The organism is Nocardiopsis alkaliphila YIM 80379 (assembly GCF_000341005.1).
GTDB classification, from domain to species: Bacteria; Actinomycetota; Actinomycetes; order Streptosporangiales; family Streptosporangiaceae; genus Nocardiopsis; species Nocardiopsis alkaliphila.
On sequence record NZ_ANBD01000117.1, the window covers coordinates 1 to 25961 of the forward strand.

General features: G+C 67.5%; 23 protein-coding genes. 11 read left to right on the forward strand and 12 right to left on the reverse strand.

Features of this window, described 5'->3' with window-relative positions:
* Positions 1–623 (forward strand): DUF418 domain-containing protein (locus tag D472_RS0116750; RefSeq protein ID WP_017605628.1); only part of this gene is annotated, 623 nt, incomplete at its 5' end.
* 30 nt (positions 624–653) lie between these two features.
* Here the strand turns inward: D472_RS0116750 and D472_RS27715 are convergent.
* Entirely contained in the window at positions 654–1427 is a 774-nt protein-coding gene (locus D472_RS27715; protein WP_161625116.1) for a CPBP family intramembrane glutamic endopeptidase, read from the reverse strand.
* Positions 1428–2370: 943 nt separating this feature from the next.
* Here D472_RS27715 and D472_RS25795 point away from each other — a divergent pair.
* Positions 2371–3120: a hypothetical protein gene (locus tag D472_RS25795; RefSeq protein ID WP_017605630.1), complete on the forward strand. Its 750-nt coding sequence runs from the start codon at positions 2371–2373 to the stop codon at positions 3118–3120.
* 29 nt (positions 3121–3149) lie between these two features.
* Here the strand turns inward: D472_RS25795 and D472_RS0116770 are convergent, their stop codons facing one another.
* Together D472_RS0116770 and D472_RS0116775 are read right to left on the reverse strand one after the other, a co-directional pair.
* Complete coding sequence (locus D472_RS0116770; protein ID WP_017605631.1) at positions 3150–5600, reverse strand: ATP-binding protein; 2451 nt, start codon at positions 5598–5600, stop codon at positions 3150–3152.
* 127 nt (positions 5601–5727) lie between these two features.
* Complete coding sequence (locus tag D472_RS0116775) at positions 5728–6384, reverse strand: HNH endonuclease family protein (protein ID WP_017605632.1); 657 nt, start codon at positions 6382–6384, stop codon at positions 5728–5730.
* A 464-nt stretch (positions 6385–6848) separates the two neighbouring features.
* On the opposite strand from D472_RS0116775, the gene thpD reads away from it, so the two are divergent.
* Positions 6849–7760: an ectoine hydroxylase gene (gene thpD, locus D472_RS0116780; RefSeq protein WP_017605633.1), complete on the forward strand. Its 912-nt coding sequence runs from the start codon at positions 6849–6851 to the stop codon at positions 7758–7760.
* Between the two features lie 84 nt (positions 7761–7844).
* Here thpD and D472_RS0116785 read toward each other — a convergent pair whose 3' ends face one another.
* From D472_RS0116785 to D472_RS0116795, 3 genes are all read right to left on the reverse strand, one after another.
* Positions 7845–11192: a conjugal transfer protein gene (locus D472_RS0116785; protein ID WP_026117780.1), complete on the reverse strand. Its 3348-nt coding sequence runs from the start codon at positions 11190–11192 to the stop codon at positions 7845–7847.
* 19 nt (positions 11193–11211) lie between these two features.
* Positions 11212–11535: a hypothetical protein gene (locus D472_RS0116790; protein ID WP_017605634.1), complete on the reverse strand. Its 324-nt coding sequence runs from the start codon at positions 11533–11535 to the stop codon at positions 11212–11214.
* Between the two features lie 72 nt (positions 11536–11607).
* Entirely contained in the window at positions 11608–12552 is a 945-nt protein-coding gene (locus D472_RS0116795) for a conjugal transfer protein (RefSeq protein ID WP_017605635.1), read from the reverse strand.
* A gap of 577 nt (positions 12553–13129) precedes the next feature.
* Here D472_RS0116795 and D472_RS0116805 point away from each other — a divergent pair.
* From D472_RS0116805 to D472_RS0116815, 3 genes are all read left to right on the forward strand, one after another.
* A complete protein-coding gene (locus D472_RS0116805) occupies positions 13130–13819 on the forward strand; it encodes a lysoplasmalogenase (RefSeq protein ID WP_017605637.1) in 690 nt (229 codons plus the stop codon).
* 10 nt (positions 13820–13829) lie between these two features.
* Entirely contained in the window at positions 13830–14270 is a 441-nt protein-coding gene (locus D472_RS0116810; RefSeq protein WP_017605638.1) for a VOC family protein, read from the forward strand.
* Between the two features lie 127 nt (positions 14271–14397).
* Positions 14398–14973, forward strand: a complete 576-nt coding sequence (locus D472_RS0116815; RefSeq protein ID WP_017605639.1) for a 1-acyl-sn-glycerol-3-phosphate acyltransferase — start codon at positions 14398–14400, stop codon at positions 14971–14973.
* Between the two features lie 111 nt (positions 14974–15084).
* On the opposite strand, the gene ychF is transcribed toward D472_RS0116815, so the two are convergent.
* A complete protein-coding gene (gene ychF / locus D472_RS0116820; RefSeq protein WP_017605640.1) occupies positions 15085–16170 on the reverse strand; it encodes a redox-regulated ATPase YchF in 1086 nt (361 codons plus the stop codon).
* Between the two features lie 167 nt (positions 16171–16337).
* On the opposite strand from ychF, the gene D472_RS0116825 reads away from it, so the two are divergent.
* The 3 genes from D472_RS0116825 to D472_RS0116835 all read left to right on the forward strand — a co-directional run bounded on the left by D472_RS0116825 (position 16338) and on the right by D472_RS0116835 (position 19448).
* Complete coding sequence (locus tag D472_RS0116825; protein WP_017605641.1) at positions 16338–17303, forward strand: FkbM family methyltransferase; 966 nt, start codon at positions 16338–16340, stop codon at positions 17301–17303.
* A 52-nt stretch (positions 17304–17355) separates the two neighbouring features.
* Positions 17356–18615: a DNA recombination protein RmuC gene (locus D472_RS0116830; RefSeq protein WP_017605642.1), complete on the forward strand. Its 1260-nt coding sequence runs from the start codon at positions 17356–17358 to the stop codon at positions 18613–18615.
* Between the two features lie 302 nt (positions 18616–18917).
* Positions 18918–19448 (forward strand): DUF6542 domain-containing protein, encoded by a 531-nt coding sequence (locus tag D472_RS0116835; RefSeq protein ID WP_026117781.1) that lies wholly within the window; start codon positions 18918–18920, stop codon positions 19446–19448.
* Between the two features lie 27 nt (positions 19449–19475).
* On the opposite strand, the gene D472_RS0116840 is transcribed toward D472_RS0116835, so the two are convergent.
* The 3 genes from D472_RS0116840 to D472_RS0116850 all read right to left on the reverse strand — a co-directional run bounded on the left by D472_RS0116840 (position 19476) and on the right by D472_RS0116850 (position 21760).
* Positions 19476–19721, reverse strand: a complete 246-nt coding sequence (locus D472_RS0116840) for an exodeoxyribonuclease VII small subunit (RefSeq protein ID WP_017605644.1) — start codon at positions 19719–19721, stop codon at positions 19476–19478.
* A gap of 2 nt (positions 19722–19723) precedes the next feature.
* Positions 19724–21004 carry an exodeoxyribonuclease VII large subunit gene (gene xseA, locus D472_RS0116845; RefSeq protein WP_152447992.1) on the reverse strand — a complete coding sequence of 427 codons (1281 nt, stop codon included), beginning with the start codon at positions 21002–21004 and terminating at the stop codon, positions 19724–19726.
* An 87-nt stretch (positions 21005–21091) separates the two neighbouring features.
* Complete coding sequence (locus D472_RS0116850; RefSeq protein WP_026117782.1) at positions 21092–21760, reverse strand: hypothetical protein; 669 nt, start codon at positions 21758–21760, stop codon at positions 21092–21094.
* A 297-nt stretch (positions 21761–22057) separates the two neighbouring features.
* On the opposite strand from D472_RS0116850, the gene D472_RS0116855 reads away from it, so the two are divergent.
* Positions 22058–23029 (forward strand): 4-hydroxy-3-methylbut-2-enyl diphosphate reductase, encoded by a 972-nt coding sequence (locus D472_RS0116855; RefSeq protein WP_193373477.1) that lies wholly within the window; start codon positions 22058–22060, stop codon positions 23027–23029.
* A gap of 208 nt (positions 23030–23237) precedes the next feature.
* On the opposite strand, the gene D472_RS0116860 is transcribed toward D472_RS0116855, so the two are convergent.
* On the reverse strand, positions 23238–23831 hold the full coding sequence (locus D472_RS0116860; protein WP_017605648.1) for a DUF4245 domain-containing protein: 594 nt from the start codon (positions 23829–23831) through the stop codon (positions 23238–23240).
* Between the two features lie 50 nt (positions 23832–23881).
* On the reverse strand, positions 23882–24496 hold the full coding sequence (locus D472_RS0116865; protein ID WP_017605649.1) for a TetR/AcrR family transcriptional regulator: 615 nt from the start codon (positions 24494–24496) through the stop codon (positions 23882–23884).
* 195 nt (positions 24497–24691) lie between these two features.
* Between D472_RS0116865 and glpX the strand changes: the two genes are divergently transcribed.
* Positions 24692–25714, forward strand: coding sequence for a class II fructose-bisphosphatase (glpX, locus tag D472_RS0116870; protein WP_017605650.1), 1023 nt, complete (start codon positions 24692–24694; stop codon positions 25712–25714).
* Positions 25715–25961: the final 247 nt, after the last annotated feature.

The window sequence follows — 25961 nt, forward strand, 5'->3', positions numbered from 1 at the left end:
CCCAGGCCTTGTTCGAGGGGGACCCCGTCCAGATCGCGGCCAACCTGGTGGTGTGGGCCATCTCGATACCAGCGACGATGCTGTTCTCCATGGCGGTCCCCAGCGTGCTGTTGGGTGCCTGGTTGGCGGGCCGAGGAGTGATCGAACGACCACACCGGTACCGGCCCCAGATGTCGGCTCTCTTCTTGATCGGCCTCCTCATACCCACCGTGATCACACCGATGCTCTGGGAGAACACGAGTGAGGGCGGGCTCCTCGCACGTGCTCTCCTCGCCTGGCACCAAGGGGCGGCCGGCCTCCTGGCAGGGCTCGGCTACTTGGCCCTCGTCTGCCTTGCGGCCTCACATCACGCAACCGGGAAGGGCGTCCTCGGCCGGGTGCTGATAGCCACCGGAAGACGTTCCCTGACGGCCTACCTGACTCAGACCGTATTGATGGTGCTCATAGCCGGGGTCCTACGTCTGGGCGGTATCGACGCCTTGGCGCTGTCCTGGCAACTCCTCCTCGCGGTCACCGTCTGGTCGGTCACCGCACTGCTCTGCTGCTTGGCGGAACGAAAGGGTGGGCGAGGGCCCGCCGAGTGGTTACTTCGTCGCCTGGCGTGCGCGAACACACGAAAGTGACAGTTCCCGGGCACCAGTGGCGATACGGGTTCATCTCGACAGGGCTCCTTCACCACGGTCGCCTCGATCCGCGCTCGGATGCATCACCGCCAGCACCGCGACCACACCCGCCAGTGCCATCGAGAACACCACGGGGGTGGCCATCACCGCGATCAGGTCCACCGGCACCAGGATCGAGGCGAGATTGAACAGCGAATGCAACACGATGACCGGCCAGAGCCTGTTCACGTGCTCATAGACGAAGGCCAACAGCATCCCCAACGGCAGCGTCACCGCGACCTGCACGACGTTGCCGTGTAGAACGGCGAAGGCCAGCGAACTGACCAGGGCCGAAACGACCACTGACCAACGACGGCGTAGCAGCGGATAGATCAAGCCGCGCATGAGCGCTTCCTCACCCACCGGGGCCGCCACCACCAGGGCGAACAGCAGCAACGGCACCGGAGTCGCACCCTGAGCGCTCTGTGCGGTGTCGAAAGCCGGTGAACCGTACTCGCCATGGAGCCACACGGCCAACGACTGACCACCGAAGAAGCACACTACCGAGCCGACAAGGGCGAGTGCCCAGAACCCGGGCTCATGCGCCCGTGTGGGTCCAGGCTCCAACGAGTGGGTCCCGCGCCCCCAACGTCGCCAGGACACAACGGCACCCAAGAGCACGGGACCGGAGACCACCACTCCGAGCACCGCGGAACCCGAAAGCACCCCCGCCGAAAGCGAGGTGGTGACGTAGAGGACGAGCCCTGCGGCGCATTGGGCACTGATCGCCCACCAAGAGGAAGACCATCCATTGGGAGCACTCACACCCGCCACCACATCCCGTCACCATTCGAAGGTCCTCCGCGCGGTCCTCGATGAGGGCTTGGAGGGGCGTGTCGCCGTTGAACCCGCTGAGCACCGACATGGTGCGCAACCGAGCCGGCCCCTTGGAGGCCCTCGACACCAACGCCAACGATCCTTCCACCTGACCCGACCAGCGAACCACGGTCCGGCCCCTGGCCGGTCATCAGATCGAAACCCATCGTCACAGCGAGTGTCCTAACACGCCGAGCCTGTGCGTGCGAACGCTCAGCCTCGATTCACAAACCCCCTCTGAGGGCCTCCGTGGCCTCGCCCGGGCGGTCTGCACGCCCACGGCTCCGCGCCTCCCGGGCCTTCCTCTTCCTCGGGCAGGATCCGGTTCTCGAATACACCGAACAAAAGCTTCTCTTTCAGCGTTACAAATCGGCACATTCGACGTGAGGTTCTTCGTTCTCAGAAATCCTGCCACCGGCATCGATCATGAGTATTACCCACATAGCCCGATGGTGGCTTCGATCTTCATATTTTCTTCTTCGCGTGAGGCGCGGATTCGAGCAACACGACGCTGGAACCCTTGGCCGGATCGAGTTTAGCCGATCTCTCGATAAACTTTTATCCATACCCTGCCCGAATTCGGCGACCAACATCCGATTCCATCAGCGCTCGACTGACTTATCCTGCCACCCTCCTCACTGATCAGATAAGGCGACACAGGTGAACTCCTGTGACCTCACAGAGGACCAGAACCACAGCTTCTCCCTGAGTTCAAAAGCCCCACCATTCCAAGGCCCCGGAGCGTTCGTCCGCTCAACGCGCCAAGCCCGAGGACTTCGTGCGGGAGGAGAGGGCAAGGCTTCCCCGCCTCTTCCCGGTCGCGGTATCCGGCCCGCGGTGGAAGACTGGTGCGCCTCACCCGCTCCCGACTCCTGGACGAAACAGGTGGCCTGTGGACCCGAGCCCCTTCTCCGACAGACTCCTTCGTCCTCGACCCGCGCTGGGAGCCCCCGCACTGTTGGGATTCACCATGTTCGCCTTCGTGGTCGCGGTGGTTCCACGGACGAGGGTGACCTGGGACCTGCCCAACCCGCTGGTCTGGGACGTGCTGTTCCTGTTACTCCTGCTCCTGCACGCCGAACGTCCGGTGATGCGTCGAGGCGCCTGGTTCCAGTTGTGGCTGGCCGCCGGAGCCCTGTTCCTGCTTCGGGTGGCCGAACTCGAACCGATCCGCGCGTACGTGATGTGGGGCTGCGCGCTGCTCTTGCTCATGCTGCTGATCCTGTCCGCACATCAGAGCCGCCCGGTGACCCGGGTCGCGGTGGGGGCCGCCCTGACGGGAGCGTCCCTGCTGACGATCCCCGCCTTGTTCGGGGTCCGACCGGCGATCACCGTGAACATGCTCGTGGTGGAAAGCGTGTTCGTGTTGGTGATCGCCGCCTACGCGGTGCTGCTGGCGCTGCGGCATCGTCAAGGCGGGCATCGGGGCGTGGTGGTGCCGGGCGCGGCGCTGATCACCGCGCTGGCGTTGGCGCCGTTGCCGGTCCTGGCGCACCCGGCGGTGTTGTACGCGTACGGATTGGTGCCGTTGTGGACCGCAGGGTCCATTCCATGGCTGTGCCTGGTCCTGTTGGGCGGTGCGGCCGTGGCGCGGGCCCGGTTCCTGCACCTTCGCGAGGAGTCCGCGGATACCGTTCGGTGAGGTCGGCCAGGTCCCGACCCGAAACCGGGCTACTCTTCCGGGCCGACCGCGGACACCAGTGGCCGTTCGCGGGTGGGGTTGGTGTCCAGCCAGCGCAGCAACGACTCCGAGACCAGGTCGACGGCGATCCGGCCGGTGCGTCCGTCCAGGTCACGGAAGAGGCATTCACCGTTGCCCAGGTTGCGCAGCACGGCCATGTGCTCCTCGTTGGTCTCCACTCCGAGCAGGTCCATCACGCTGGCGACCTCGTGCGCCTCGCTGGAACGGAAGGCGAACACCGATGACAGGCAGTTGGTGACCTGTTCGTTGAGCATGTCACCGGCATTCTGGGAGACGAGGATGAGCGCGGTGTTGCGGGAGCGACCCATGCGGGAGACCTCGGGGACGAGCTTGGCGCCCTCGGGGGTGGAAGTGACCGCCCATGCCTCGTCCAAGAAGATCGCCTTGGGCAGTCGGCGGTCCAGGCCGTTCATCAGACGACGGGCGAACTGGGAGACCAGATAGAGCAGGGCCACGGACAGGCGCTGTTCGTAGGAGTAGTCGTCGCGGTTGACGCCGGAGTCGGGCAAGGTGAGGCCACCCAGGGTGAAGACGGTGGTCCAGCCCTCGGTATCGATGCGCGCTTCGCCCTGGGGGTCGAAGCAGAGCGAGGCCAGCCGCATCTCCGACATGGAGCCGAGCACGGCGCCGAGGTTGCGGGAGGCGGCGTCCTCGGAGGTGGCCAGGTGTTCGACGACCTTGGCCAGGGAGGGCTGGGGCCGATTGGCGACGGCGGCCACGGCCTGGATCATCGCGGACTCCCGTTCCTCGCTCATGCGGGGCAGGAGCAGGCGCAGGGTCTCGGTGGCCATGGTCTTCTTCGCGGCCAGGTCGTCACCGAAGGCGAAGGGGTCCAACAGGCCGGGCTGGGCCGACCCGAGCGACATGATGCGGGCCTTGCGGCCACGGTGCTTGAGGAGTTCGACCAGGGATTCGGCGTCGCCCTTGGGGTCGATGGCGGCGACGGTGACCCCGCGCAGGGCGAGTTGGTAGATCATCAACAACGCCAGGGTGGTCTTGCCACCCCCGGGTTCGCCGGTGATCGCGATGGCGGTGGGTCGATTGCGGGCGGCGGCGACCATGGGGTCGAAGTGGACGATGGAACGGGCCCGACCAATGGTCTCGCCCACGTAGGGACCGACCCAGCCACCGCCCTGACCGTCCACCCGGTCGCCGATGTCGACGGTGGCCGTGGGCATTCCGCCGGCGATGGTGCGCAGCGGTTGGCGTTGGGCGTAGGCGTTGAGGCGGATGCGATCGCCGGGCAGTGACTCGTTGAACAGGGAGAACTGGTCACCGGTGGAGTTGATGACGTCGATACCGATGTCGCGGTAGTGCTCCACGACCGCTTCGACGTGCTGGACCAAGAGGCGTTCGGTGGGCGCGGAGACCATCAGGCGGTGCCAGCCGTAGACGAACGGCAGACGTTCCTTGGTGATTCCGTGCTCCAGCATTCGGGCGGCGTCGATCTGTTCGGCCAAGGCGATGGGCGCCTCCACACCGGCTTCACGGATGTGCGCGTCCATGTCGCGGGCGTGGGCGAGTTTGCGGCCCACGTCCTTGGACGCCTTCGCGGGCGGGATGAGCTTCATCCGCAGGGAGAGTTCGACGGGAAAGGGCAGCGCGTCGGCGTGGTGCAGCCAGGGTTCGCCGTCGGGGAAGGGCATGAGGTCGGGGAAGCGTGCGAAGGACAGGTAGGCGACGTAGGTGGAACCGGCCGGTTGTTCGAGGCGGAGCATGGAGCGTCCATTGTGGACGACCCCGTCCACGAGCGCCTCGATCTCACCGCGTCCCCAGGTGCGGCGACCGGCCGCGGAGGGCTGGATCTCCTCGGCGGTACCGGTGACGGCGTGGCGGATGAGCCAGGCGACCTCGTCGGCGGTGGCGTGGCGGGCGTGCAGGGAACTGGCGGCCAGAGCGCGCCCCAGACGTTCGGCCTGGTCGGTCCAGCGGGCGATCTCCTTGTCGTCGACCGCGTCGTCGTTGATGCCCAGAACCTGTTCGGTGCGCTGATAGGCCCCGAAGATTTGAGAGAACAGGCCCAGCCCCGCGCCGGCGTTGCGGATGCCCAAGCGGACGCCGAGGTAGACCTCCTTGGTCCAGAAGTCCTTGGCCCATACGTGGCGGTACATCTCGTCGAGGTATTCGTACCAGCCGGGTCCACCGTCGGCGCTGCCATCGAGTTCGGTGGCCCACCGGGCGGCCGGGTAGGTGCGGTGGGCGACGCGCAGGTGCACCTCGGCGTCGTTCATTCGGATGGCGGCGAGGGCGATGGTGATGTTGGTGGCGAGCGCCTGTCTTTCCTCCGGGGTGGTGAACTCGTAGGAGACCGTGGGCAGGCGGAAGTAGGCCCACGCCTCGTTGTCACTGAACAGGACCCGGTCGTCGAAGTAACGGACCGCGAGACGGGTCGCCCCACGAGTCCCCCTGGTACCGGTCATCTCGCGATCGCCTTGCCCTTCTGGTCCTACGGAACGCGCCCTTGCGGTGGAAGGTGCCGCCACCATAGTGAAGCATCACGGCGATCGGGGCCACGCGACATCCGAATCGCGTGGCCCCGCGGGCGGGCTAGCAGGCGGTGTCGAGGGTGCCGCGCAGCGTGGACTTCTCGGTGGAGGTGATGGTGAGGTCGTAGCGGTGCTTCACGTCGATCCAGGACTTGACGTAGTCACAGTGGACTGCGCTGTTGGGCGGCATCCACTCGGAGGGGTCCTTGTCACCCTTGGAGCTGTTGCTGGAGGGGGTGGCCAGCCACAGCTGGGAGGAGGTGACGTCGTTGGCGAAGTCGGCGCGTCGGGCGGTGGACCAATCGGCGGCGCCGGTCTTCCAGGCCTCGCTCAGCGGGACCAGGTGGTCGACGCTGATCTCCCCGGGGACGTCGTGGACCCATTCGTCGTCGAAGGCGCTCCACCAGCGGCCGGAGGTGGGCTGGCAGTCGTCGTTGGTGACGACGTCGTAGCCATCCCGGCCGAGCACCACCTGGCGGGCGGTGCAAGGGCTGTCCACCACGTTCCAGTGCGGGAAGAGGCTGCGGTCGTAACCACTCTGAGGGCCTTTGGGTGCCACGGTGAGCGAGTTCAGTTGGGTGCGGGCGGCGGATTCGCCGGGGATGTTGGGCGGCAAGGTGTCGGCCGCGGCCGGGGCGGACCAGCCCAAGACCAGGGCCAGGGCGATGGCGGAGATCGCCGAAAGGGCGCGCGAGAACGCACGGGGGTAGGGGGACACTTGATTCTCCTCTTGAGCGGGTCGAGGGAAAGCCGGACGAACCTACTGTGCAGTAATCCGACCCTTGCGCCAACCCCACGAGGATTGTCTCTTCATGTCATACCGAAGAATTTTCCTGTGAAATAGGTCATAAGAAAATCGAGGCTCGGGGGTTCAATAGGCCCCACAGGAGCGCTCGCAACCGGACGACCTGGGGATATAGGCCTCACGTCGCCAAACCCTCACCCTGGGTGACCCGACGCAGGTAAGCCTAGGCAAACCTCATCAATGGAACGAAACAACTCGCAGATTTAATCTTCTCGATTTTTATTTTCGCCCATATAGTATAACTATAATACCCAGACAGGGCAGTTATAAACAAAGAGTGATGAACAGGCCGCTTACCCTCGCCGTAAGGATTTGTTAGGTTCACCTCTCGTACGGACCCCCGACCAGAGAGGAGCACCCTCACCGAGGGGAGCGGCATGACTCTGCAGATGGATCTTCCGACCGCGGACGAGTACCCGACCCGCAAGGCCCTTGAGCCCAGCCTGCTCTACCGCCGGGACCCCGTCGTCTGGCCCGGCGTCGACGAAGGACCCTTCAGCGCCGAGGAACTGAGCGGATACGACCGCCGGGGCTACACCCAGGTGCAGCAGATGGTCACGCCCCAAGAGGTGGAGACCTACCGCGCCGAACTACGGCGCCTGAGCACCGACACCGAACTGCGCGAGGACGAGCGCGTCGTCGTGGAACCCACCTCCGATGAGGTGCGCTCCGTGTTCGAGGTGCACAAGATCAGCGACGTCTTCGCCCGCCTGGTCAACGACCCCCGGCTGGTCGAGCGCGCCCGTCAGATCCTGGGCACCGACGTGTACGTGCACCAGAGCCGCGTGAACTACAAGCCCGGCTTCGGCGGCGGTTCCTTCTACTGGCACTCCGACTTCGAAACATGGCACGCCGAGGACGGCATGCCCCGTATGCGCGCGGTCAGCTTCTCCGTGGCGCTCACCGACAACTACACCCACAACGGGGCCCTGATGATCATGCCGGGCTCCCACAAGACGTTCGTCTCGTGTGTTGGCCAGACCCCGGACGACCACTACAAATCCTCTCTCAAGAGCCAGCACGTGGGCACCCCCGACCAGGCGTCGCTGACGCTCCTGGCCGAGCGGCACGGCATCGACGTGCTCACCGGCTCCGCGGGTGACGTGACCGTGTTCGACTCCAACTGCATGCACGGGTCCGGCGGCAACATCACGCCCTACCCGCGTTCGAACGTGTTCATCGTGTTCAACAGCGTGGAGAACGCGCCGAGCAAGCCCTTCAGCGCGAACTCGCCGAGGCCCGAGTTCCTCGGTGCCACCGACACCACACCGGTGGGACGCCAGAGCTGACGTTCCTGGCATGGAATGATCGGGGCCGCGTGAACGTGGGAGAGACGTTCCACGCGGCCCCGCTCCTGTGTCAGGATCCGTCTGTCAGTGCCGGGGCGTGGGGTCGAGCACGTTGACCAGGACCCCTCCCAGGGCCCCGTGGGCGCGCTTGGTGGCCGGTCGCAGCGCCCCTACGTCGATCCTGGTGTACGAGGATCCCAAGTGATCGTCCCAGGGAATCCGCACGATCGCGCGGCAGCGCCCGCGAGCCACCCGCTCGGCGGCGTCCACGTCCGGCAGGCTGCGCTTGCTCACACCGTTGACCACCAGTACCGAGTTGGCCCGCAACGCCGAATAACCGTTGCCGTCCAGCCACTCGAAGGTCATGGACACGGCGCGTTCGGCGTCCGCGTTGGCCGGTGCGACCAGAACCAGGCCGTCCGCGACCGGCAATGCCCGGGCCACCCCGGTGGCGGCCGGGTCGAGCAACGTCAGGCCATAGAAGGAACCGAGCAGTTCGGTGAGCTGACCGTAGTCACGGTCGTCCAGGGTCTGCACGTAGGGGTCGTCCAAGGTCTGCACGACCTCCAGACCGGTCCCCGCCCGCCCCGCGTAGGAGCGCATCTGCTCGTATTCATCGATCACGTCGGCGTTGGCCAGTAGTGCGGTGAGCGTCTCCGGGGCTTGGGCGCCGACCCTCCGGGAGAGCCCGTTGGGGCCGGGGTTGACGTCCACCGCCACCACCCGGTCCTCACGATGCGCGGCGAGGGTGTGACCGATCATGAGCGCCGTCACCGTCTGCCCGGCGCCGCCGGTGCACCCCAGGACCACCAGGGAGCGTGGTTCCCGCAGGGGCGCGCGCAGTCGTTCGATGTCCCCCGGCGGCAGATCCGAACGGATCGGAGCGGCGCCACCGGTGACGACCTTGGCCAACCGACGCCAACCGCGCGTGGCGCCGGAATCGGTGGCCGGCTCCTCGGTGAGGGTGTCGCCCAGACGATCCTGTTCACCGGTGCCGTGGTCGAGTTCGAGCCCTGGTTCGGGGGGGCCGGTCTCCTCCCCCGACGTGGACTGACCGAACATTCGACCGATCCGTCGTGCGTTGTCGGCCACTCGGTTGAAGACACCGTCGTGAGCGTCGGAGGTACCGGTCTCCTCGGAGGTGTCGGAGGTGTCCGACGTCTCGGGCGCTTCGGACACCTCGGAAGCCTTGGGCGCCTTCCGTGGTTCGGGGAGCCCCTGGGCGGGGGGTTCGGCCGGTTTCGGCTTCTTCGCTTCGCGCCGCCGGGCACGCAGAGCGGCCTCCTCGGCCTCGGCGAGTTCGGCCTCGGTGCGGCGGGCGGGCCCGCCCTTGGGTTCGTCGCGGACCTCCACGAAGCTGAGGAGTTCCCCGGTGCCATGATCCAGCTGGGTCGCGGGTTTGGCCTCCTCTGCCTCGGCCCGGGCCTCGGCGACGCGTCGGGCCTCGGCCTCCTCCCGTTCCTTGCGGCGCCGCTCCTCCTTCAGCCGGCTGACCGCGATGACGGGGTTGTCCTTGTCGCCGATCTTCGGCTGATCCGGGTGTCGACGTTTACCGTCGTCGAACCACTCGGAGGATTCGAGGGAGTCCTGAGGGCGTTCATCGGCGGGGACGGCATCGGCGAACTTGGGCCGTGGCGGTGCCGGGGTGTCGGCTTTGCTCAAGTACCGATCGAGCACCGACATGTGATCGCTCTGCGCACCGGTGCCATGGTCCAGTTCCAGGCTCCGGGCGGGCGGGCGGGCGGCGTGGGAGGTCTGCGGCCCGGCCTCGGTTCGACCGAAGACCTCCTTGGAGCCTTCTGGCTCCTCGCCCCTGGCCTGGCTCTTCTTCTCGGGCTCGTCCAACGGCTCCACCGCCGGCTTCTCGGCGGACCCGACTTCCGGTTTCTTCTCCGGCTCGTCCTCGGGTGCGGCCGAAGCGGGCGGCAGCCAGGGGGCCGGGGACACGTCGCCGGCCGCCGAGGGGCGGCCGGTGGCCTCGGCGTACCGGGCCGCGTAGTCGGATAGGTCGGCCTTGCCCCGGTCGAGCTCCCACGGGGTGGCGTGTGGCCGCTCACGGCGCCCGGATAGATCGGTGCCGGCGCCATCGGAGGCGGGCTCGTCGGTGACGGGGCCCTCGTCGGTGGCGGGGCCCTCGTCGGTGGCGGGCAGGCCTTGAGCCTTGGCCCGGGCCCTGAGCGCGGGCGGGCGAACCCGCTCCCGTTCGCGTTCGCCCGGGTCGGTCACCTCGGTGTGCGCGGTGACGTCGGTCGGCTCGACCTCGCGTTCACGACGGGAGTCGAGGTCTCGCGTGACTCGGATGCCCTGCGTCCGGCCACGCAGTCGACGCGCGGCGGGTGACTCCGGCTCGGTGGCGGCGGCGAGTTCATCGCTGCTCATCGCTCCGGTGTCGCTGGAGGTGTAGGCGCTCTTGGCGGTCAGGCCGAGGGGGGTCTGTCCCGAGGACGCGCGCAAGCGGGCGAGCCATTCGTCACGGTCGCGCTGTTCGTCCTCCTCTGTGACGTACAGGGGCTCGTCGAAGCCATCGCTCCCCTCAGGTGCACCCGGTCCCCCTTCCTGGGACCTGACGTGCTCCCCGGCGTGCTCGATTTCCCCATCGGGGGAGGTCAAAGCGAATCCGAAGTAGTTGAGCACGCGACGGCCGACCCCACGACGTGGCCGCTCCTCCTCGCTTTCGGCGGGAGGGTTCGTCGCCATGGCGGCGGGTTCCTCCCGCCGTCCGGGGGATTCGTCTCTTCCGGTGGATTCTCGCCCTTCGGTGGACTCGTGCCGCTCGGTGGACTCGGTACCGGCGCCGACGACCACCGGGACCTTGGGGGCGGGGACGTACTCGGTGGCGTCGTCCGGTGCGAACTCGGACTCGGGTCCGGTAACCGGCACGCCGCGCAACGGTGGGGCGGCCTCACGGGCGGCGCGCAAGGCCTCCTCCTCGACCGTGGCCTCGGGTTCCTCCTCGACCTCCTCCAGGAGCGCCTCCCGATCCTGGAGGATCCGGGTCTCCTCCTCGTCCTTGGCCAAGCGGGCCTCGCGGGACAGGGGCAGGGGCCCGGCGGCGGGGTCACGGTGCCATACGCGCACCGCGACCCGTACCTCGGAGGGCTCGTACTCCGGAGCGAGCCGCGTGTACACGCGTGCCTCGGTGAGGAAACGCGCCTGTGAGATGAGCAGTTCGGTGAGGCGCTTGCCCTCGATCACCGGCCGGGTCGCCAGCACGGTGATCACACCGGGCGGGACGACCCACAACACCAGGTGCCAACCGTTGCCGAACTCGAACGGGGCCCGGAGCAGGCTCAGCAGCACCACCCAGAGCGCGAAGACGCCCAGGGCGACACCGAAGGTGCCGACCGGGAGCGGCATGGGCAACCGGAAATCGTAGAGCTTGTACAGCCGCTTCTCGATACGCCAGATGTTGGTGTACGTGGGCAGGTCCACGGTTTCCGGCCTCCCTAGCCTATTCCGTCGGTACGCCCATCGCTCGGGCGAGCGCCACCGCGATGACCTCGATGATGCCGGGAACGTAGAAGACGATCCCGATGAAGATCGCCAGGATCATGAACTGCGCGAACCGGGTGATCTCCCTGGTGAAAAGGAAGAAGATCGCCACGATGGACACGATGACGAGGAAGAGCGGACCGAAGAACCCGCGCAGGAAGTCCGCGAGGCCCCCGGTGTCGGGGGCGTTGTCGGCGGGGGTGGTGTCGACCGCCAAGTGGAGGAGGTCCGTGCCACCGAGAGTCGTCATGGTGTCGGCGGTGGAAGACAACAGGAGGAGCATGTCAGACGCCTCCCTCCGGTGTCGTTGCTGGTGTGCGCATCGTTCTTCTCGTTCTCCTTGCTCGTGGCCCCGTCACCCACCGAACGAGTGCGGAGCGCCCTGGATGTCACGCACGTACCACTCGTTGCCCGAGTCGACGACCGTGACCAGGTAGTTCTGCACCACCTGTCCTGCGTCGCCCCCGTCTTCGGCCTCGTCGGGGGAGGGGAGGGACCAGACCACGGTGGCCGCTACCTGTCGTACGTCATCATTCCCGGTCGAGGACCGGGATGGCACCGTGACATCGGACAGTTCATGAAATTCCAGGGCGTTCGCCGGAAGTGGGGTGATCGAGGCACCGGGTTCCACGTAGCGGTCCAGGTGACCGGCCTCCTCCGCGTAGACCTCGAAGAAGCCGGTGAGGGTGTCGGTGAGCTCCTCGGCGGCCTGGGAGTCGGTCTCGTAGGAGGTGCCCTCGGGAAGCGTCGCCTGGGCCGGGGCCGCCAACAGGGCGGGGCGCCCCGAGAGCACCAGGGCCTCGCCGTCGCTGTAAACGGGTACCTGCAGGCTCATGGGTTCGTCGTTGACGTGGGCGCGCACCACCACGAGGGCGTTGTGGTCGTTGATGACGTCGATGGCCACCACCGTGAGGTTCTCACCGTCGAGGCTGCCCTCCGGCAGGTCGAGGGAGTCCACTTCGCCCTCGGGGACGAAGGCGGCCAAGGCGCTCCGGCGCGCCTCGGGGTCGGTGGTGTCGAGGTAGGTGTCGGCGAAACGCAACGCGAACGCGGCGGCGGAGGTCTCGGGGAATTCGCTGCTCTGGCCGGCTTCGGGCTCGGCGGCCGAAGAGGTGGGAAGGGAGAAACCGTTACGTATGGGGAACCAGATTCCGTTGAAGAGAACGACGATGAGGAACGCCCACAACAGGACGCGACCCACACCGACCCACCAACGGCCACCGGCCCCCGCCCGAGGCCTGCGAGGGCGTGGAGCGTCGAGGTCGTGATCGTCGTCGGCCCGCTCACGCACCTTGGCCATTCACGCCTCCTGAACACGGTTACGCGTCGGCACCGTCGCCGACGTTCGGATCATGCCCTTGTCTACCCCATCCCCATAGTGAGGCATTGTTCGGGTTGGGAGGGGCGAGGGAGAGACCGCGTTTCCCCTTCAAGGGCACATTGCACCCCTCGGAAGAATCCCACAAAGGGGACATGGCATGCCAATACTCCACGGAAACCTCTCTACGGAGGTGCAAGTCGATGCATTTGTGGCCCGACCGTAAAGGGATTTGTCACCCGCTGGAGAGCAAGATGTGCCCCCGTGGCCTGAAAACCGTTGACCGGACGTAACCGGACTCTCCCCCACACACGGTTCTCGTGGCCTGACGGCACGAGAGTCGCCACCGCGCACGTCCTGACCGCGCCGCCCGACGGATGCGCGCCCGCCGAGAGAGTGAGGACCGAATCGCCGAAGACCTGGACGGGCCCCGGCCCCTACCCGCCCACCGGTGACCACCGCGTCGGGATCGAACGGCGGGTGGCCGACTCGGTCGACCTCGATCCGGGTGGCCTCGCCCCTTGGCTCGGGTGATCCGCACCACGCGTAAGATGTCCGAATGATCCCCCCGAGCACGCTCTCCCGTGTCTTCTTGGCGCTCTTCGTCGTACTGGCCCTGGCTCATCTGGCGATCCAACTGCTCGGGTTCGACACCTGGTCACGGCCCACTCAGGTCTTCTTGATGCCCGTACTGCTCTTGGTCGTGGCCTCGGCCACCCGGCGTCCCCGAAGTCGGATCATTATTTCGACGATGGTCGCCCTGGCGTTCTCCTGGCTCGGTGACACCGCTCCCGCCTTCGCTTCAGGGGACATCGCGTTTTTGCTGATGGTGGGGTTCTTCCTGGTCGCCCAGGTGGTGTACGTGGTGGCGTTCTGGCCTCACCGGGCCGACAGCGTCCTGTTCCGACGCCGGTGGGGGCTCCTCCCGTACGTGGGGTTCGTGGCCGTACTGGTATGGGTCTGCGCCCCGCACGCCGGTGGCCTCTTGGTGCCCGTCCTGCTCTACGGACTGGTGCTGGGATCGATGGCGATCCTGGCCACCGGCCTGGGTTCGTGGGTGGCCGTGGGCGGTGCCCTGTTCCTGATCTCGGACGCCCTGATCGCCCTGCGGACCTTCGCCCCGGCCTGGGACCCGCCCGTGGGCGGGTTCTGGGTGATGAGCACCTACATCGCCGCGCAGGCCCTCATCGTCCTAGGGCTACTCGCCCGCGAACCCGCGCGGGCGAGCCGTGTCGGCACCGCGGCGTAGGGTGCAGGCCATGGACCAGCGACTCACACTCCTCACCTTGGGCGTCCGCGACGTCGCCGCCGCCGCGGACTTCTACGAATCGGTCGGCTTCGAGCGCCGCCACGACCTCGGATCCATCGTCTTCCTGCCCACCACCGGGCCGGCCCTGGCCCTCTACGGGTGGGAGGACCTGGCCGAGGACGCCGGTCTACCGGCCGAAGGCACGGGTTTTCGCGGGATCACCCTGGCAATGAACCTGGACTCCTCCGCGGAGGTCGACCGGGTCTTCGCCGAGTGGGTCGCGGCGGGAGCCACGGCGGTACGCACCCCGGTGGCCAAGGAGTGGGGCGGCCACTCGGGATACGTCGCCGACCCGGACGGACACCTGTGGGAGATCGCCCACAACCCCTCAGTGGCGATCATCCGCATCGACGAGAGCGGACGCCCGTACCTGGCGCCGGCCACGCGTTAGCGGGCGCACACCCGCTGTTCGGGCCGGATCGAGACCTGAGGAGCCGCGCACCCGAACGAGGCGGGTCCACCCGGCTACGGACGACCTGGGTGAAAGCGGCACCGGATACGTGCTCTACCGTTGCCCTATGCTTCGACGCCTCGCAGCCCGTGCGTTCTGGTCGTTCAGCCGTTGGAGGCTCGTTTCTCAGCCTGCTCCGGATCGTCCCACCGTCCTCATCGGTGCCCCGCACACCTCCAACTGGGACTTCATGTTCATGCTCGCCATCACCTGGTCTTTGGGCATCGACGTGCGCTGGCTCGGGAAGAAGAGCCTGTTCCGGGGCTGGCGTGGGCCGATCATGCGTGCTCTCGGCGGCATCGCCGTCGATCGCTCCGATCCCGGACGCGTCGTCGCCGAGGTGGTGGAACGAGTACGGGCGGGTGAGATCTTCAGCCTGGTCGTCACTCCCGATGGGACCCGTGGGGCGCACACGCACTGGAAGTCCGGTTTCTACCGAATCGCCCTCGAAACGGAGATGCCGGTGACGCTCGGCTTCGTCGATCGCACCACGATGACCACGGGTCTGGGTCCGACTTTCGCTCTGACCGGCGACATCCCAAGCGACATGGACCGCATTCGTTCCTTCTACGCGGACAAGGCAGGGTTCCACCCCGATCTGCGCGTCGAACCGCGACTGCGTGAAGAGGCCGACCCCGGCTGAGCTCCACGGTCGCACGCCTGCGGGCGACCACCCCCGGAGCGGGCCTTGCTCTCACCGGCCAGGACATCACCGGACCGAACGCGATGACCGGCCGGTGGGGGACCGGGGAGGTCACACGTTGAAGCGGAACTCCACGACGTCCCCGTCGGCCATCACGTAGTCCTTGCCCTCCATGCGGACCTTGCCGGCCGCGCGGGCGGCGGCCATGTCACCGGCTTCGACGAGGTCGTCGAAGGACACGATCTCGGCCTTGATGAAACCGCGCTCGAAGTCGGTGTGGATGACACCGGCCGCCTGGGGAGCCGTGGCGCCCTGCTTGATCGTCCAGGCGCGCGCCTCCTTGGGGCCCGCGGTCAGGTAGGTCTGCAATCCCAGGGTGGCGAAACCGACCCGGGCCAACTGGGCCAGACCGGACTCGCCCTGGCCGAGGGACTCCAGCAGTTCCTGGGCTTCGTCCTCCTCGAGTTCGGCCAGTTCGGCCTCGATCTTGGCGTCCAGGAAGATCGCCTCGGCCGGGGCGACCAACCGCTGAAGCTTGGCGCGCAGGCCCTCGTCGGCGAGTTCGTCGCTGTCGAGGTTGAACACGTAGATGAACGGCTTGACGGTGAGCAGGCTCAGCTCACGCAACCGGTCCAGGTCCACGCCCTCGGCCTGGGACAGCGACGTGCCTTCGTCGAGGACCTCCTGTGCGGCCTTGGCCGTGGCCAACAGCTCCTGGGCGCCCTTGTCCTTGGCGTTGCGCTTGGCGTCCTTCTCCAGGCGCGGAATGGCCTTCTCCAAGGTCTGGAGATCGGCGAGGATCAGCTCGGTGTTGATGGTCTCGATGTCGCGGGAGGGTTCGACGTCACCGTCGACGTGGGTGACGTCGGCGTCCTCGAAGGCCCGGATGACCTGGCAGATCGCGTCGCTCTCGCGGATGTTGGCGAGGAACTTGTTGCCCAGGCCCTCACCGGTGGAGGCGCCGCGCACGATGCCCGCGATGTCGACGAAGTCCACGGTGGCCGGGAGGATCTTCGCGGAGCCGAAGATCTCGGCCAGCTTCGCGAGTCGGGCGTCGGGCACACCCACGACCCCGACGTTGGGCTCGATGGTCGCGAACGGGTAGTTCGCGGCCAGAGCGTCGTTCTTGGTCAGCGCGTTGAAAAGGGTGGACTTGCCGACGTTGGGCAGGCCGACGATCCCGATAGACAGACTCACAAGCCCAGAGTCTATGCGGGCTCGCGGGTGGGCTGACCCGCGGTGACGATCGACTCGGCCACCAAGACCGATCATGGGAACACAGTGAAATCGATCGGCTACACAGAGTAGGTTCTACCTGCGAGGCCGGCCCGGCACCACGGCACCGTTCCTGGGGGGAAGACACTGTGGTCCACGACCAGTTGCGCGCTCTCGTGCGCCGATATCCGATCGTGCGTTTCGCCACCCGGCAGATCCGTACTCGGCTGCCGAAACGCTTCGGCGGCCTCGACCCCGCCCGTGTCCCGCCACGCCATCGCCACCTCGGCCTCACCCTGCCCCGACTCGCCGACGACCGGCGCGGGGCCGGACCCGATCGGATCGAACTGCGGGTGTCAGGTGATCTGACGGTCCCTCGTCGCCTCGCGGACTTCGGCTTGGCCCACCACGAACCGGACAGCCTCGCCTGCTTCCTGGCGGCCTTGGACCACACCCCTCCCGGCGCGGTCTTGGACGTGGGCTCCGGCATCGGCGTGTACGCGATCCTGGCGGCCGCGCGTTCGCCTCGTCCCGTCTTCGCCTTCGAACCCACACCCGAACTCGCCTCCTTGGCGCGTTCGGTGTCCTCCTCCGCCGACCTGGGGTTCACGGTGGTCGATCTGGCCTTGAGCAACCACAACGGGACGGCGCGCCTACAGCGCGCCCCGCACGACGACATGTGCAACCGGCTCGTGCGCGGCACACGGCCCGGGCTCCACCGCATGACCGTGCGTACCACCACCCTGGCCCGGTGGAACGAGGCGGAGGGGACCTTCCCCACCGTGCTCAGGATCGACACCGCGGGCGGCGAGCCGGACGTGGTCGCCGGAGGGCTGGAGGTCCTGCGCCGCTACCGCCCCTGGACGCTGATCAAGGTCCGCCCGGATCAGGGAGTCGAGGAACGTCTCATGGCCCTCATGGACCCCTTGGAGTACCTGTGGTTCCCGGTCAACGGAGATCCGCCCTACCAGGCACGGACGCAGATCTGTGGGAGGCGTTCACCCTCGGGGGAACGAACGTGGCTGTTCACACCGGAAGAGCCCTCCAAGGGGTACTGGAGGTCGCTGGTCGCCTGGCGCGAGGCCCTGGCCCTCTGCCGGGGCGAGCGAGGCTGAATGGGGGTGGACCAGCCGCACCGGGGCCGTTTCTGCGAGAACATGGGCCACCATGGACGGTCTCGTACTCGTACTCGTGCTCCTGATCGGTCTGGCCATCGGCACCGTGGTGGGATGGGCCCTGGCCCGTGGACGCGACGCCCAGGCTCATGCCGATGCCCGCGCCGACGCTCGTGCCGCGCAAGAACAAGCCGCCTACGTGGAGGAACGGCTCGCGGATCGATTCCGGGCGCTGTCCGCACAGGCCTTGGACCAGACCAACCAGCGTTTCCTCGAACTCGCCGAGGGGCGGTTGCGAGCGGTCGGCGCCGAGGCCGGAGGCGACCTGGACGAGCGGCGTCGAGCGGTGGAGCGGATGGTGGAGCCTTTGACCCGAACCCTTGAGCGGGTGGAGACCCAGCTCAGGGAGGTGGACGCCGGTCGGGCCGCCGCGCACGCGGAGCTGGCCAAGCAGGTGGAGTACGTGCGCCAGGGTTCGGAACGGCTGCGCGATCAGACACGGTCGTTGGTGACGGCCCTGCGCCGACCGGAGGCCCGTGGCCGGTGGGGTGAGTTGCAATTGCGTCGGGTCGCGGAGTTGGCCGGGATGGCCGCGCACTGCGACTTCGAGGAACAGGCGGTGTCGGGGGCGCATCGGCCGGACATGGTGGTGCGACTGGCGGGCGGCAAGAACATCGTCGTGGACTCCAAGGTTCCGTTGGCCGCCTATCTGGACGCCGTGGAGCACGGGGAGGGCCACGAAGCCGAGGAGCGGCTGCGCGCCCACGCCAAGCACCTGCGCACGCACGTGGAGCAGCTGGCGGCCAAGTCGTACTGGGCCTCGTTCACTCCGGCGCCGGAGTTCGTGGTGTTGTTCATTCCGGGCGAGGCGTTCTTGGCCCCGGCGTTGGAGCGGGACCCGAGGCTGTTGGAGGACGCCATGGGCCGTCGGGTGCACATCGCGACGCCGACGACGCTGATCTCGCTGCTGCGCACGGCGCAGTACGCCTGGCAACAGGAGGCGTTGAGTGAGAACGCCCGCGAGGTGTTCGACCTGGGCAAGCAGTTGCACTCGCGGTTGTCGACGCTGGGCGGGCACGTGGAAGGGCTGGGCCGGGCGTTGACCCGGACCGTGACCGCATACAACCAGACGGTGGGTTCGTTGGAGAGCCGGGTCCTGGTGACCGCGCGACGGTTCGGTGAGCTGGGCCTGGTGGAGGGCGACCTGGAGCGGTTGTCGGGGCTGCGGGAGCGCCCGCGCGGTGTCGCGGCACCCGAGCTGAGCGGCTCCCCGTCGAGTTCGGAGTCGACACTCACAGAGTCGGACGTGTAGTAAGGGAATGAGCCAAAAAACAGGACCTCAGGCCGACGATATTCGGCACGAAGACAACGGCTTTTTCACCCGTGCCCTAATCAGCAGAAGCGCTTTCCTCACCGAGGAGGACGAAACACCCGATTCTCGGGAACCGCCCAGAACCAGGGGGAGCATCTCGGCGTCCAACGGGTGGAAGGCGCGTTGGCCCCGGAACGGGCAAGCGGCCGAAATGGCGACACGTTCCCAGGAAAACCCTCCGAATTTTCACTGTTCGTGACACACTGGCAACCGTGAGTAGCAAATCAGGGAGGCGTACGACCATGCCCCCGCATAAGACGGGCGGCCTCGAATCCGGGCAAGCCCCGTATTTCGTGCGCTCCAACGGTCGTGGCCGCCCTACGACCAGCAAGAGCGCCAAGGCCGTCCAGGCCTCACCCCCCGGACCCGCCCGGCCGCCCCGCCTGACCGGACGCGGCGGCGTCCTGCTCATCGTCTTGTGCAGCTTCGTCGGAACGATGCTCGCGAACCTGCTCTCCGCCCCGGCCGTCCCGGGTATCGCCTTCACCCTCGCCTGCCTGGTCACCGCCGTGCTGGTCCGCCCCCGTGACCTACTGTCGCTGTCGGTGAGCCCGCCGATCGCCTACTTCCTCGCCGTGGTCGGTGCCGAAAGCATGTTGGCGGCCGGCAACGACGGCTTCACCCGCACGCTCCTGCTCGGCCTGGCCTCCCGCCTCGCCGAGGTCGCCCCGTGGCTGTTCCTGGGCACCGCCCTGGTCCTGGTCGTGGCCGTCTTCCGTGGCCTGCCCGGCAATCTGCGTACCCTCGTCGAGGAGCTCAACGGCCGCGGGTGAGGCCCCGAAGGACGGTCCCCCACGGCATTAGAACGGGGTCTCCTCGCCCCCCGGCCCCTCACCGCGACGCTCGTCCATCGCCGCGGCCAACTTGGCCCGAGCCCCCTCCAACCAGCGCTCACAGATCCGCGCGAGTTCCTCGCCCCGCTCCCACAACGCCAGGGACTCCTGGAGGGTAAGACCACCCGACTCGAGCTTGCGAACGACGTTGTTCAACTCCTCCCGGCTCTCCTCGTAGCTGAGTTCCGGGGCCTGGTCCTTTTGATCCGCCATGCCTACTCCCCCTCGGTGTTCTCGGTCTCGGTGCTCTCGGTCACGGTCTCGATGTCCGATCTCGCCTCCGGCTCGGTCTCCACCGCCTCGACGGTGGCCCTCAAGCCGTCCTCGGCGAAGCGCAACCGCAGGCTCTCCCCCGGTTCGGGCTCGGTCGCCGAACGGACCACCGAGCCGTCCTCTCGCTGCACGATCGCGTAACCACGGGCCAGTGTGGTGGCCGGTGACAGCGCGTGCAGACGTGCCTCGGTATGACCCAACGCGTCCGCGGCCCGGTCCAAAGAGGCCGTCAGGCTGCGCCGCGCCCGGTCTCGCCACTCCAGGACCTGATCCAGGAGGCGCTCGGTCTCCCGGGCCGGATCGGCCAGGACCGGACGGGCACGAATGCCGGCCAACCAGGTGAGTTCGCGCTCCAGCCCCCCACCGATGACCCGGCGCCCACGATCGCGCAGTTGCCGGATGATCTCCAGCTGCTCACCGACGTCGGGGATGGTCCGTTTGGCCGCGTCGGTGGGGGTGGAGGCGCGCACGTCGGCCACGTGGTCGAGCAGGGGCGCGTCCTGTTCGTGGCCGATGGCGCTGACCACAGGGGTGGCCGCCTCCGCCACCGCGCGTACCAGGGCCTCGTCGGAGAAGGGCAGCAGGTCCTCCATCGAACCACCACCGCGGGCGATCACGATGACGTCCACCTCGGGACGGGCGTCCAGGTCACGTAGAGCATCGATGACCTCGCGGGTGGCACGGTCGCCTTGTACCGCCACCGGTCGGACCTCGAAGCGCACGGCGGGCCAACGTCGGCGGCCGTTCTCCAAGACGTCACGCTCGGCGGCGGAGTCGCGGCCGCAGATCAGGCCGACGGTGTTGGGCAGGAACGGCAAGGGGCGTTTGCGTTCGGGGGCGAAGAGGCCTTCGGCGGTGAGGGTGCGGCGCAGTTGCTCCAGGCGAGCCAACAATTCACCGATGCCGACGTGTCGGATCTCCTTCGCCCGTAGCGAGAAAGTACCCCTGAGCTGGTAGAAGTCGGGTTTGGCGTGGATGACCACGCGGTCACCGGGGCCCGGTGGCGGATCTTGTCGACGCAGCACCGAGGTCTCGCAGATGACCCGGACCGATGCGTTGGCGACGGGGTCGCGCAGGGTCAGGTAGCTCATCCGGCCCCGCGAGTTGAGTTCGGCGACCTGGCCCTCGACCCAGATCGCGCCCAAGCGGTCGATCCAGCCACCGACCGCCTGTAGAACGGCCCTGACCGGCTGTGGTGCCTCCGCGGAACTCTCCATACCCATGGTCCCAGAGACTAGGGCAGGGCGACGACGGTTCCCGGTAGGGCCCTCCCGAAGCTCAGGGAGGGCCCGGATTCGGCGCGATCACCCTCAGGCCTCCGCCTCGAGCTTGGCGATGCGGTTGTCGTACATCTTGATGAACTCGGGGCGACCCTGGTGGGCGACCTCATAGGCGCGCAGGTCGCGCACCTGCTCGATGGTGAGCTTGCGCAGACGGGCCCGGATGGAGGGCAGCGTGAGCTCGTCGTAGGTGGGAACGGCCAGGTCCTCGACGGCGGGAGCGGCTTCCTTGCGGACCTTCTCCAGAACCTGGTCACTGGCGACGGTGGTGTGCGCCTCGGCCGCGCTGAGCTCCTCGGCCAGAGCGGGGCCGTCCTCGGGGAGGTCCTCGGTGGCGGGGGTGGAGGGGGCGGTCCTGGGCTCCTCGACCAGCTTGGCGGCCTCGGTGGCGTCCGTGGTGGGCTCGGCCTCGCTCTCCTCCTCGCCCTCCTTGCGCTCAGGCTTCTCCTCGGCGGTCTCCTCGACCGGTTTCTCAGCGGGCGTCTCGGCCGGCTTCTCGACGGTCTCCTCGGCCGGCTTCTCAGCGGCGGCGGGGGTTTCCTTCGGAGCCTCGACGGTCTCGACGGCCTCCCGCTCCACGCTCTCCGTGGCGGGGGACTCGTCCTTCTTGTCCGGTGGGGTCGTGACGACCTGTTCCTTGCGTCCGAAGATGCCCTTGAACAGTGAGGTCAACTTCGTGACGATGGTCGGGTTCGACATAGGACGGGGGCTCCTGATGATCTCGGTGTTGGAACGGCGGTGCGCGTCCAACAAACCAGGCAAAGCCGAGTTGAGGGCGAACCGCCTCATAACAGATGCGATGGTGAACCAGGATAGAGGAGGTAGGAACAGCATGAGCGGTGGGCAAGTGAACGATTCAGCCACTTCACGGCCCAAGCGGGTATCTTCCGTTGTGGCGACGTCACCCGCCTGTGGCCTCCTCGAGAGAAACACCCGATCAGGTGCCGTATCCCACACCCGAACCCACAGCCCACGATCGCGCCTAGGATGTGTCCCATGACTGCGATGACGACTGCCACGAACCAACGCCGTGTGCTTCTCGCCAACCCCCGGGGTTACTGCGCCGGTGTCGACCGCGCGGTCATCACCGTGGAAAAAGCCCTGGAACAGTACGGCGCCCCCATCTACGTGCGCAAGCAGATCGTGCACAACACGCACGTCGTGCGCACCCTGGAAAAGCGCGGCGCCATCTTCGTCGAGGAGACCGAGGAGGTGCCCGAGGGCGCCATCGTGGTCTTCTCCGCTCATGGCGTCTCTCCCGCCGTCCACCAGCAGGCGGAGGAACGTCAACTGAAGACCATCGACGCCACCTGCCCCTTGGTCACCAAGGTCCACAAGGAGGCCCAGCGCTTCGCCTCTCAGGACCGCGACATCGTCCTCATCGGCCACATCGGTCACGAGGAGGTCGAGGGCACCAGCGGCCACGCTCCCGAGCACATTCAGATCGTGGAGAGCCCGGAGGAGGTCGACAAGGTCCAGGTGCGCGACCCGAACAACGTCTCCTGGCTCTCCCAGACCACCTTGTCGGTGGATGAGACCAACCAGACCGTCGAAGCGCTCCGTAAGAAGTTCCCGAACCTGCAGGCCCCGCCCAGCGACGACATCTGCTACGCCACCTCCAACCGCCAGGACGCCGTCAAGGCCATGGCCCCGGAGTGCGAGCTCGTGATCGTGGTGGGATCGGACAACTCGTCGAACTCCGTGCGTCTGGTCGAGGTCGCCCTGGACGCCGGTGCGAACGCCTCCTACCTCATCGACAACGCCTCTCTCATGGACGAGGCCTGGTTGGAGGGCGTCACCACCGTGGGGGTGACCAGTGGTGCCTCGGTGCCCGAGATCTTGGTGCGCGAGCTGCTCGACAAGCTCGCCGGTCACGGGTACGGCGACGTCACCCCGGTGACCACGGCCGATGAGACCCTCACGTTCTCCCTGCCCAAGGAGCTGCGCCGCGACCTGCGCGCCGAATAAGGGACGAAGCCGAACGACGACATGATCGGGCCCCGGTGAATCCACGCGATTCGCCGGGGCCCGGTCACGTTCGAGAAGGTCGTGTTCGACGCCTGGGCGTGCGGGCGGCACGAGGTGCGTGAAACCCGAGGTTTCCTCATGCCGAGGAGGTCGACCAGGGGCTCGCCCCCGGCCCGCCCCCGACCTGCGAACGACCGGTGGACCGGCCTCAGGAATCGTCGGAGGTGCCTGACGCGTCGCCCTCGCCGTCTTCCTCCTCAGAGGACTCGCCCTCCTCGGGGACCGGGAGGGTCTCCAGGTGTGCGGCCAAAACGGCGAACTCGTCCAGTGAGGTACTACCGGAGATGATCAGCGTCCGATCGTCCCCGCGCTGGACGATGGCGCCCCAGTCCTCGGTATCGAACCGTTCCCACTCCTGGTCGGCGACCATGACGGTGCCCACCGGTTCTGCGTCCTTGACCCGGTCGCGGACCACCGCGTCGGGGTCACCATCGCTCTGGGTCAGCATGGCGTGGCTGTCCTCAGGGGTGGCGAACCCGATGCTCCATTCCACCGGACCGGTCACGTCCAGGGTGGAGCTGGTGGGTGTCCACCCTTGCGGAAGCTCCTCGGAGGGAGCCATCACCTCGTAGTCGGCGGACTGCCGCAACACCTCGATGTCCGGGCGATAGTTCACGGTCGGGATGTGTTCGACCGAACGCCCGGAGACCACGAACGACATCACCAGGAGGATGCCGACGACGATCCCGAGCGAGATGGCGTAGTTCTTGAAGGTGGCGTTGGACCGGCTGTACTTACTCATGACATGTCCAGCTTGCCGCAGGTCCGGGCCCACTCGGACCCGGGGTGGGTCTAATCCTCTTCCCGCCGGTTACCGGGTTCGAGCATGGTCAGCAAGCGCGTGATGTCCTCGGCGAGTTCGTGGGCGTCGGCGTCGTCCCGGTGCACCACCTCGGCGACGGCGAGCAGCATCGAACCGCTCACCACGATCAGGAGGGCCTCGTCCACGGGCTCGTCGGCCTTGCGGAACAGCGCCACGTTCCGGTCACTCCACATGGTCAGGCGAGATCGGAGCCGGTACTCGAACCCGGGGGGACCGTCTCCGCTGAAGAACAGCCGGGCGGTCTCCCGCTCCTCGATACAGCCGAGGAGGTAGGCGTGGGCCGCGATGTTCATCAAACGTGTGGGATCACTCTCACCCTCGGCTCGGGCCTCTCGGACCGCCTGGTGGGTGCGTTCCTGCTGGCGCTGCTGGAACTCCTCGTACAGGGCGATGTACAGATCCGCCTTGCCCGTGAAGTGGTGGTAGAGGCTTCCCACACTGGCCCCGGCGGCCGAGACGACCTCGCTCACTCCGGCCTTGGCGAAGCCCACCGTGCGGAACACCTGGGCCGCGGCCTTCAACAGGGCACTGCGGGTGGCCGCACCACGCGCGGACACCCGCACGGACTTGTCCGTCTTGTCCACTGTCACGCCCTCACTCCTGTCGGGTCTCCGCCAGGGTAGACCTTTGCGCCCCGGCTTGTGCCGGGCGCACCCCACCGACTCGCCCCGCCCGTGACGATCCGGACGCCGGCGGGGTGAATACCCTAGGGCGTGTTCGCGGGACACGTCCCACAGACCTGCGGAATCCACTGTTCCCCAACGGAAGGTGTCACCTCCATGTCGCAGCCCGGTAGCCCGTCCGCGCAGCACGCGGCCCCCGACCGTAACCTCGCACTGGAACTGGTCCGCGTCACCGAGACCGCCGCGCTCGCGGCGGCCCGTTGGGTCGGCAAGGGCGACAAGCTCGGAGCCGACGGCGCCGCCGTGCGCGGTATGCGTCACATGATCAGCACCGTGTCGATGAACGGCACCGTGGTGATCGGTGAGGGCGAAAAGGACAACGCCCCGATGCTCTACAACGGTGAGCGGGTCGGCGACGGCGGCGGCCACGACTGGGACGTGGCGGTCGACCCGATCGATGGCACCACCCTGACCGCCATGGGTATGCCCAACGCCATCGCGGTGATCGCGATGAGTCCGCGCAACACCATGTTCGACCCGTCCGCGGTGTTCTACATGGAAAAGCTCGCCACCGGACCCGAGGCCGCCGACGTGGTGGACATCGCCGCCCCGGTCATCGACAACGTCCGCGCGGTGGCCCGCGCCAAGGGCAAGTCCCCGCAGGACGTGACGGTGGTCATCCTGGACCGTCCGCGCCACAAGCAACTGGTACAGGACGTGCGCGACGCGGGCGCCCGGATCAAGTTCATCAGCGACGGCGACGTGGCCGGCGCGATCATGGCGGCCCGCCCCGGCACCGGTGTGGACCTGATGCTGGGCATCGGCGGCACCCCGGAGGGCATCATCACGGCGTGCGCCATGAAGTGCCTGGGAGGGGTCATCCAAGGTCGTCTGTGGCCCAAGGACGACGAAGAGCGCCAAAAGGCGCTCTCGGCCGGGCACGACCTGGACCGTGTGCTGTACACGGACGACCTCGTCTCCTCCGACGACGTCTTCTTCGCGGCGACCGGCATCACCGAAGGTGAGCTGCTGGGCGGGGTCCGTTACGAGTCCACCGGTGTGATCACCGACTCACTGGTCATGCGCGGTCGCAGCGGCACCGTGCGCCAGATTCGCAGTGAACACCGGCTGAGCAAACTCTCTTCCTACAGCGGAGTGGACCTCACCTCGGCCCCGTAGTAGCTCCTCCGGCACCTGTGCACCGGCGTCGTCTCCGCGGCGCCGGTGACGTATTCGGAACCTCTCGGACCTGGGCGGCGTCACAGTCCATGCTGGCCACGCGGTCGAGCGCCTCATCCCGTCCCACCCTCGCCGGAGGTCCGATGTCCTACCCTGATCCTTCGCAGCAGCCCCCCTGGCAACCACAGCAGCCCGGTCAGGGCTTCCCACCACCACAGCAGCCCGGCCAAGGCTTCCCACCACCACA

Excerpts from the sequence above, each read along its gene's own strand:
- D472_RS0116770 (WP_017605631.1), bottom strand. The coding sequence starts at position 5,600 with ATGACCGGTACCAGGGGGACTCGTGGGGCGACCCGTCTCGCGGTCCGT.
- thpD (WP_017605633.1), top strand. The coding sequence starts at position 6,849 with ATGACTCTGCAGATGGATCTTCCGACCGCGGACGAGTACCCGACCCGC.
- D472_RS0116790 (WP_017605634.1), bottom strand. The coding sequence starts at position 11,535 with ATGCTCCTCCTGTTGTCTTCCACCGCCGACACCATGACGACTCTCGGT.
- D472_RS0116795 (WP_017605635.1), bottom strand. The coding sequence starts at position 12,552 with ATGGCCAAGGTGCGTGAGCGGGCCGACGACGATCACGACCTCGACGCT.
- D472_RS0116805 (WP_017605637.1), top strand. The coding sequence starts at position 13,130 with ATGATCCCCCCGAGCACGCTCTCCCGTGTCTTCTTGGCGCTCTTCGTC.
- D472_RS0116810 (WP_017605638.1), top strand. The coding sequence starts at position 13,830 with ATGGACCAGCGACTCACACTCCTCACCTTGGGCGTCCGCGACGTCGCC.
- D472_RS0116815 (WP_017605639.1), top strand. The coding sequence starts at position 14,398 with ATGCTTCGACGCCTCGCAGCCCGTGCGTTCTGGTCGTTCAGCCGTTGG.
- D472_RS0116830 (WP_017605642.1), top strand. The coding sequence starts at position 17,356 with ATGGACGGTCTCGTACTCGTACTCGTGCTCCTGATCGGTCTGGCCATC.
- D472_RS0116835 (WP_026117781.1), top strand. The coding sequence starts at position 18,918 with ATGCCCCCGCATAAGACGGGCGGCCTCGAATCCGGGCAAGCCCCGTAT.
- D472_RS0116840 (WP_017605644.1), bottom strand. The coding sequence starts at position 19,721 with ATGGCGGATCAAAAGGACCAGGCCCCGGAACTCAGCTACGAGGAGAGC.
- xseA (WP_152447992.1), bottom strand. The coding sequence starts at position 21,004 with ATGGGTATGGAGAGTTCCGCGGAGGCACCACAGCCGGTCAGGGCCGTT.
- D472_RS0116850 (WP_026117782.1), bottom strand. The coding sequence starts at position 21,760 with ATGTCGAACCCGACCATCGTCACGAAGTTGACCTCACTGTTCAAGGGC.
- D472_RS0116855 (WP_193373477.1), top strand. The coding sequence starts at position 22,058 with ATGACTGCGATGACGACTGCCACGAACCAACGCCGTGTGCTTCTCGCC.
- D472_RS0116860 (WP_017605648.1), bottom strand. The coding sequence starts at position 23,831 with ATGAGTAAGTACAGCCGGTCCAACGCCACCTTCAAGAACTACGCCATC.
- glpX (WP_017605650.1), top strand. The coding sequence starts at position 24,692 with ATGTCGCAGCCCGGTAGCCCGTCCGCGCAGCACGCGGCCCCCGACCGT.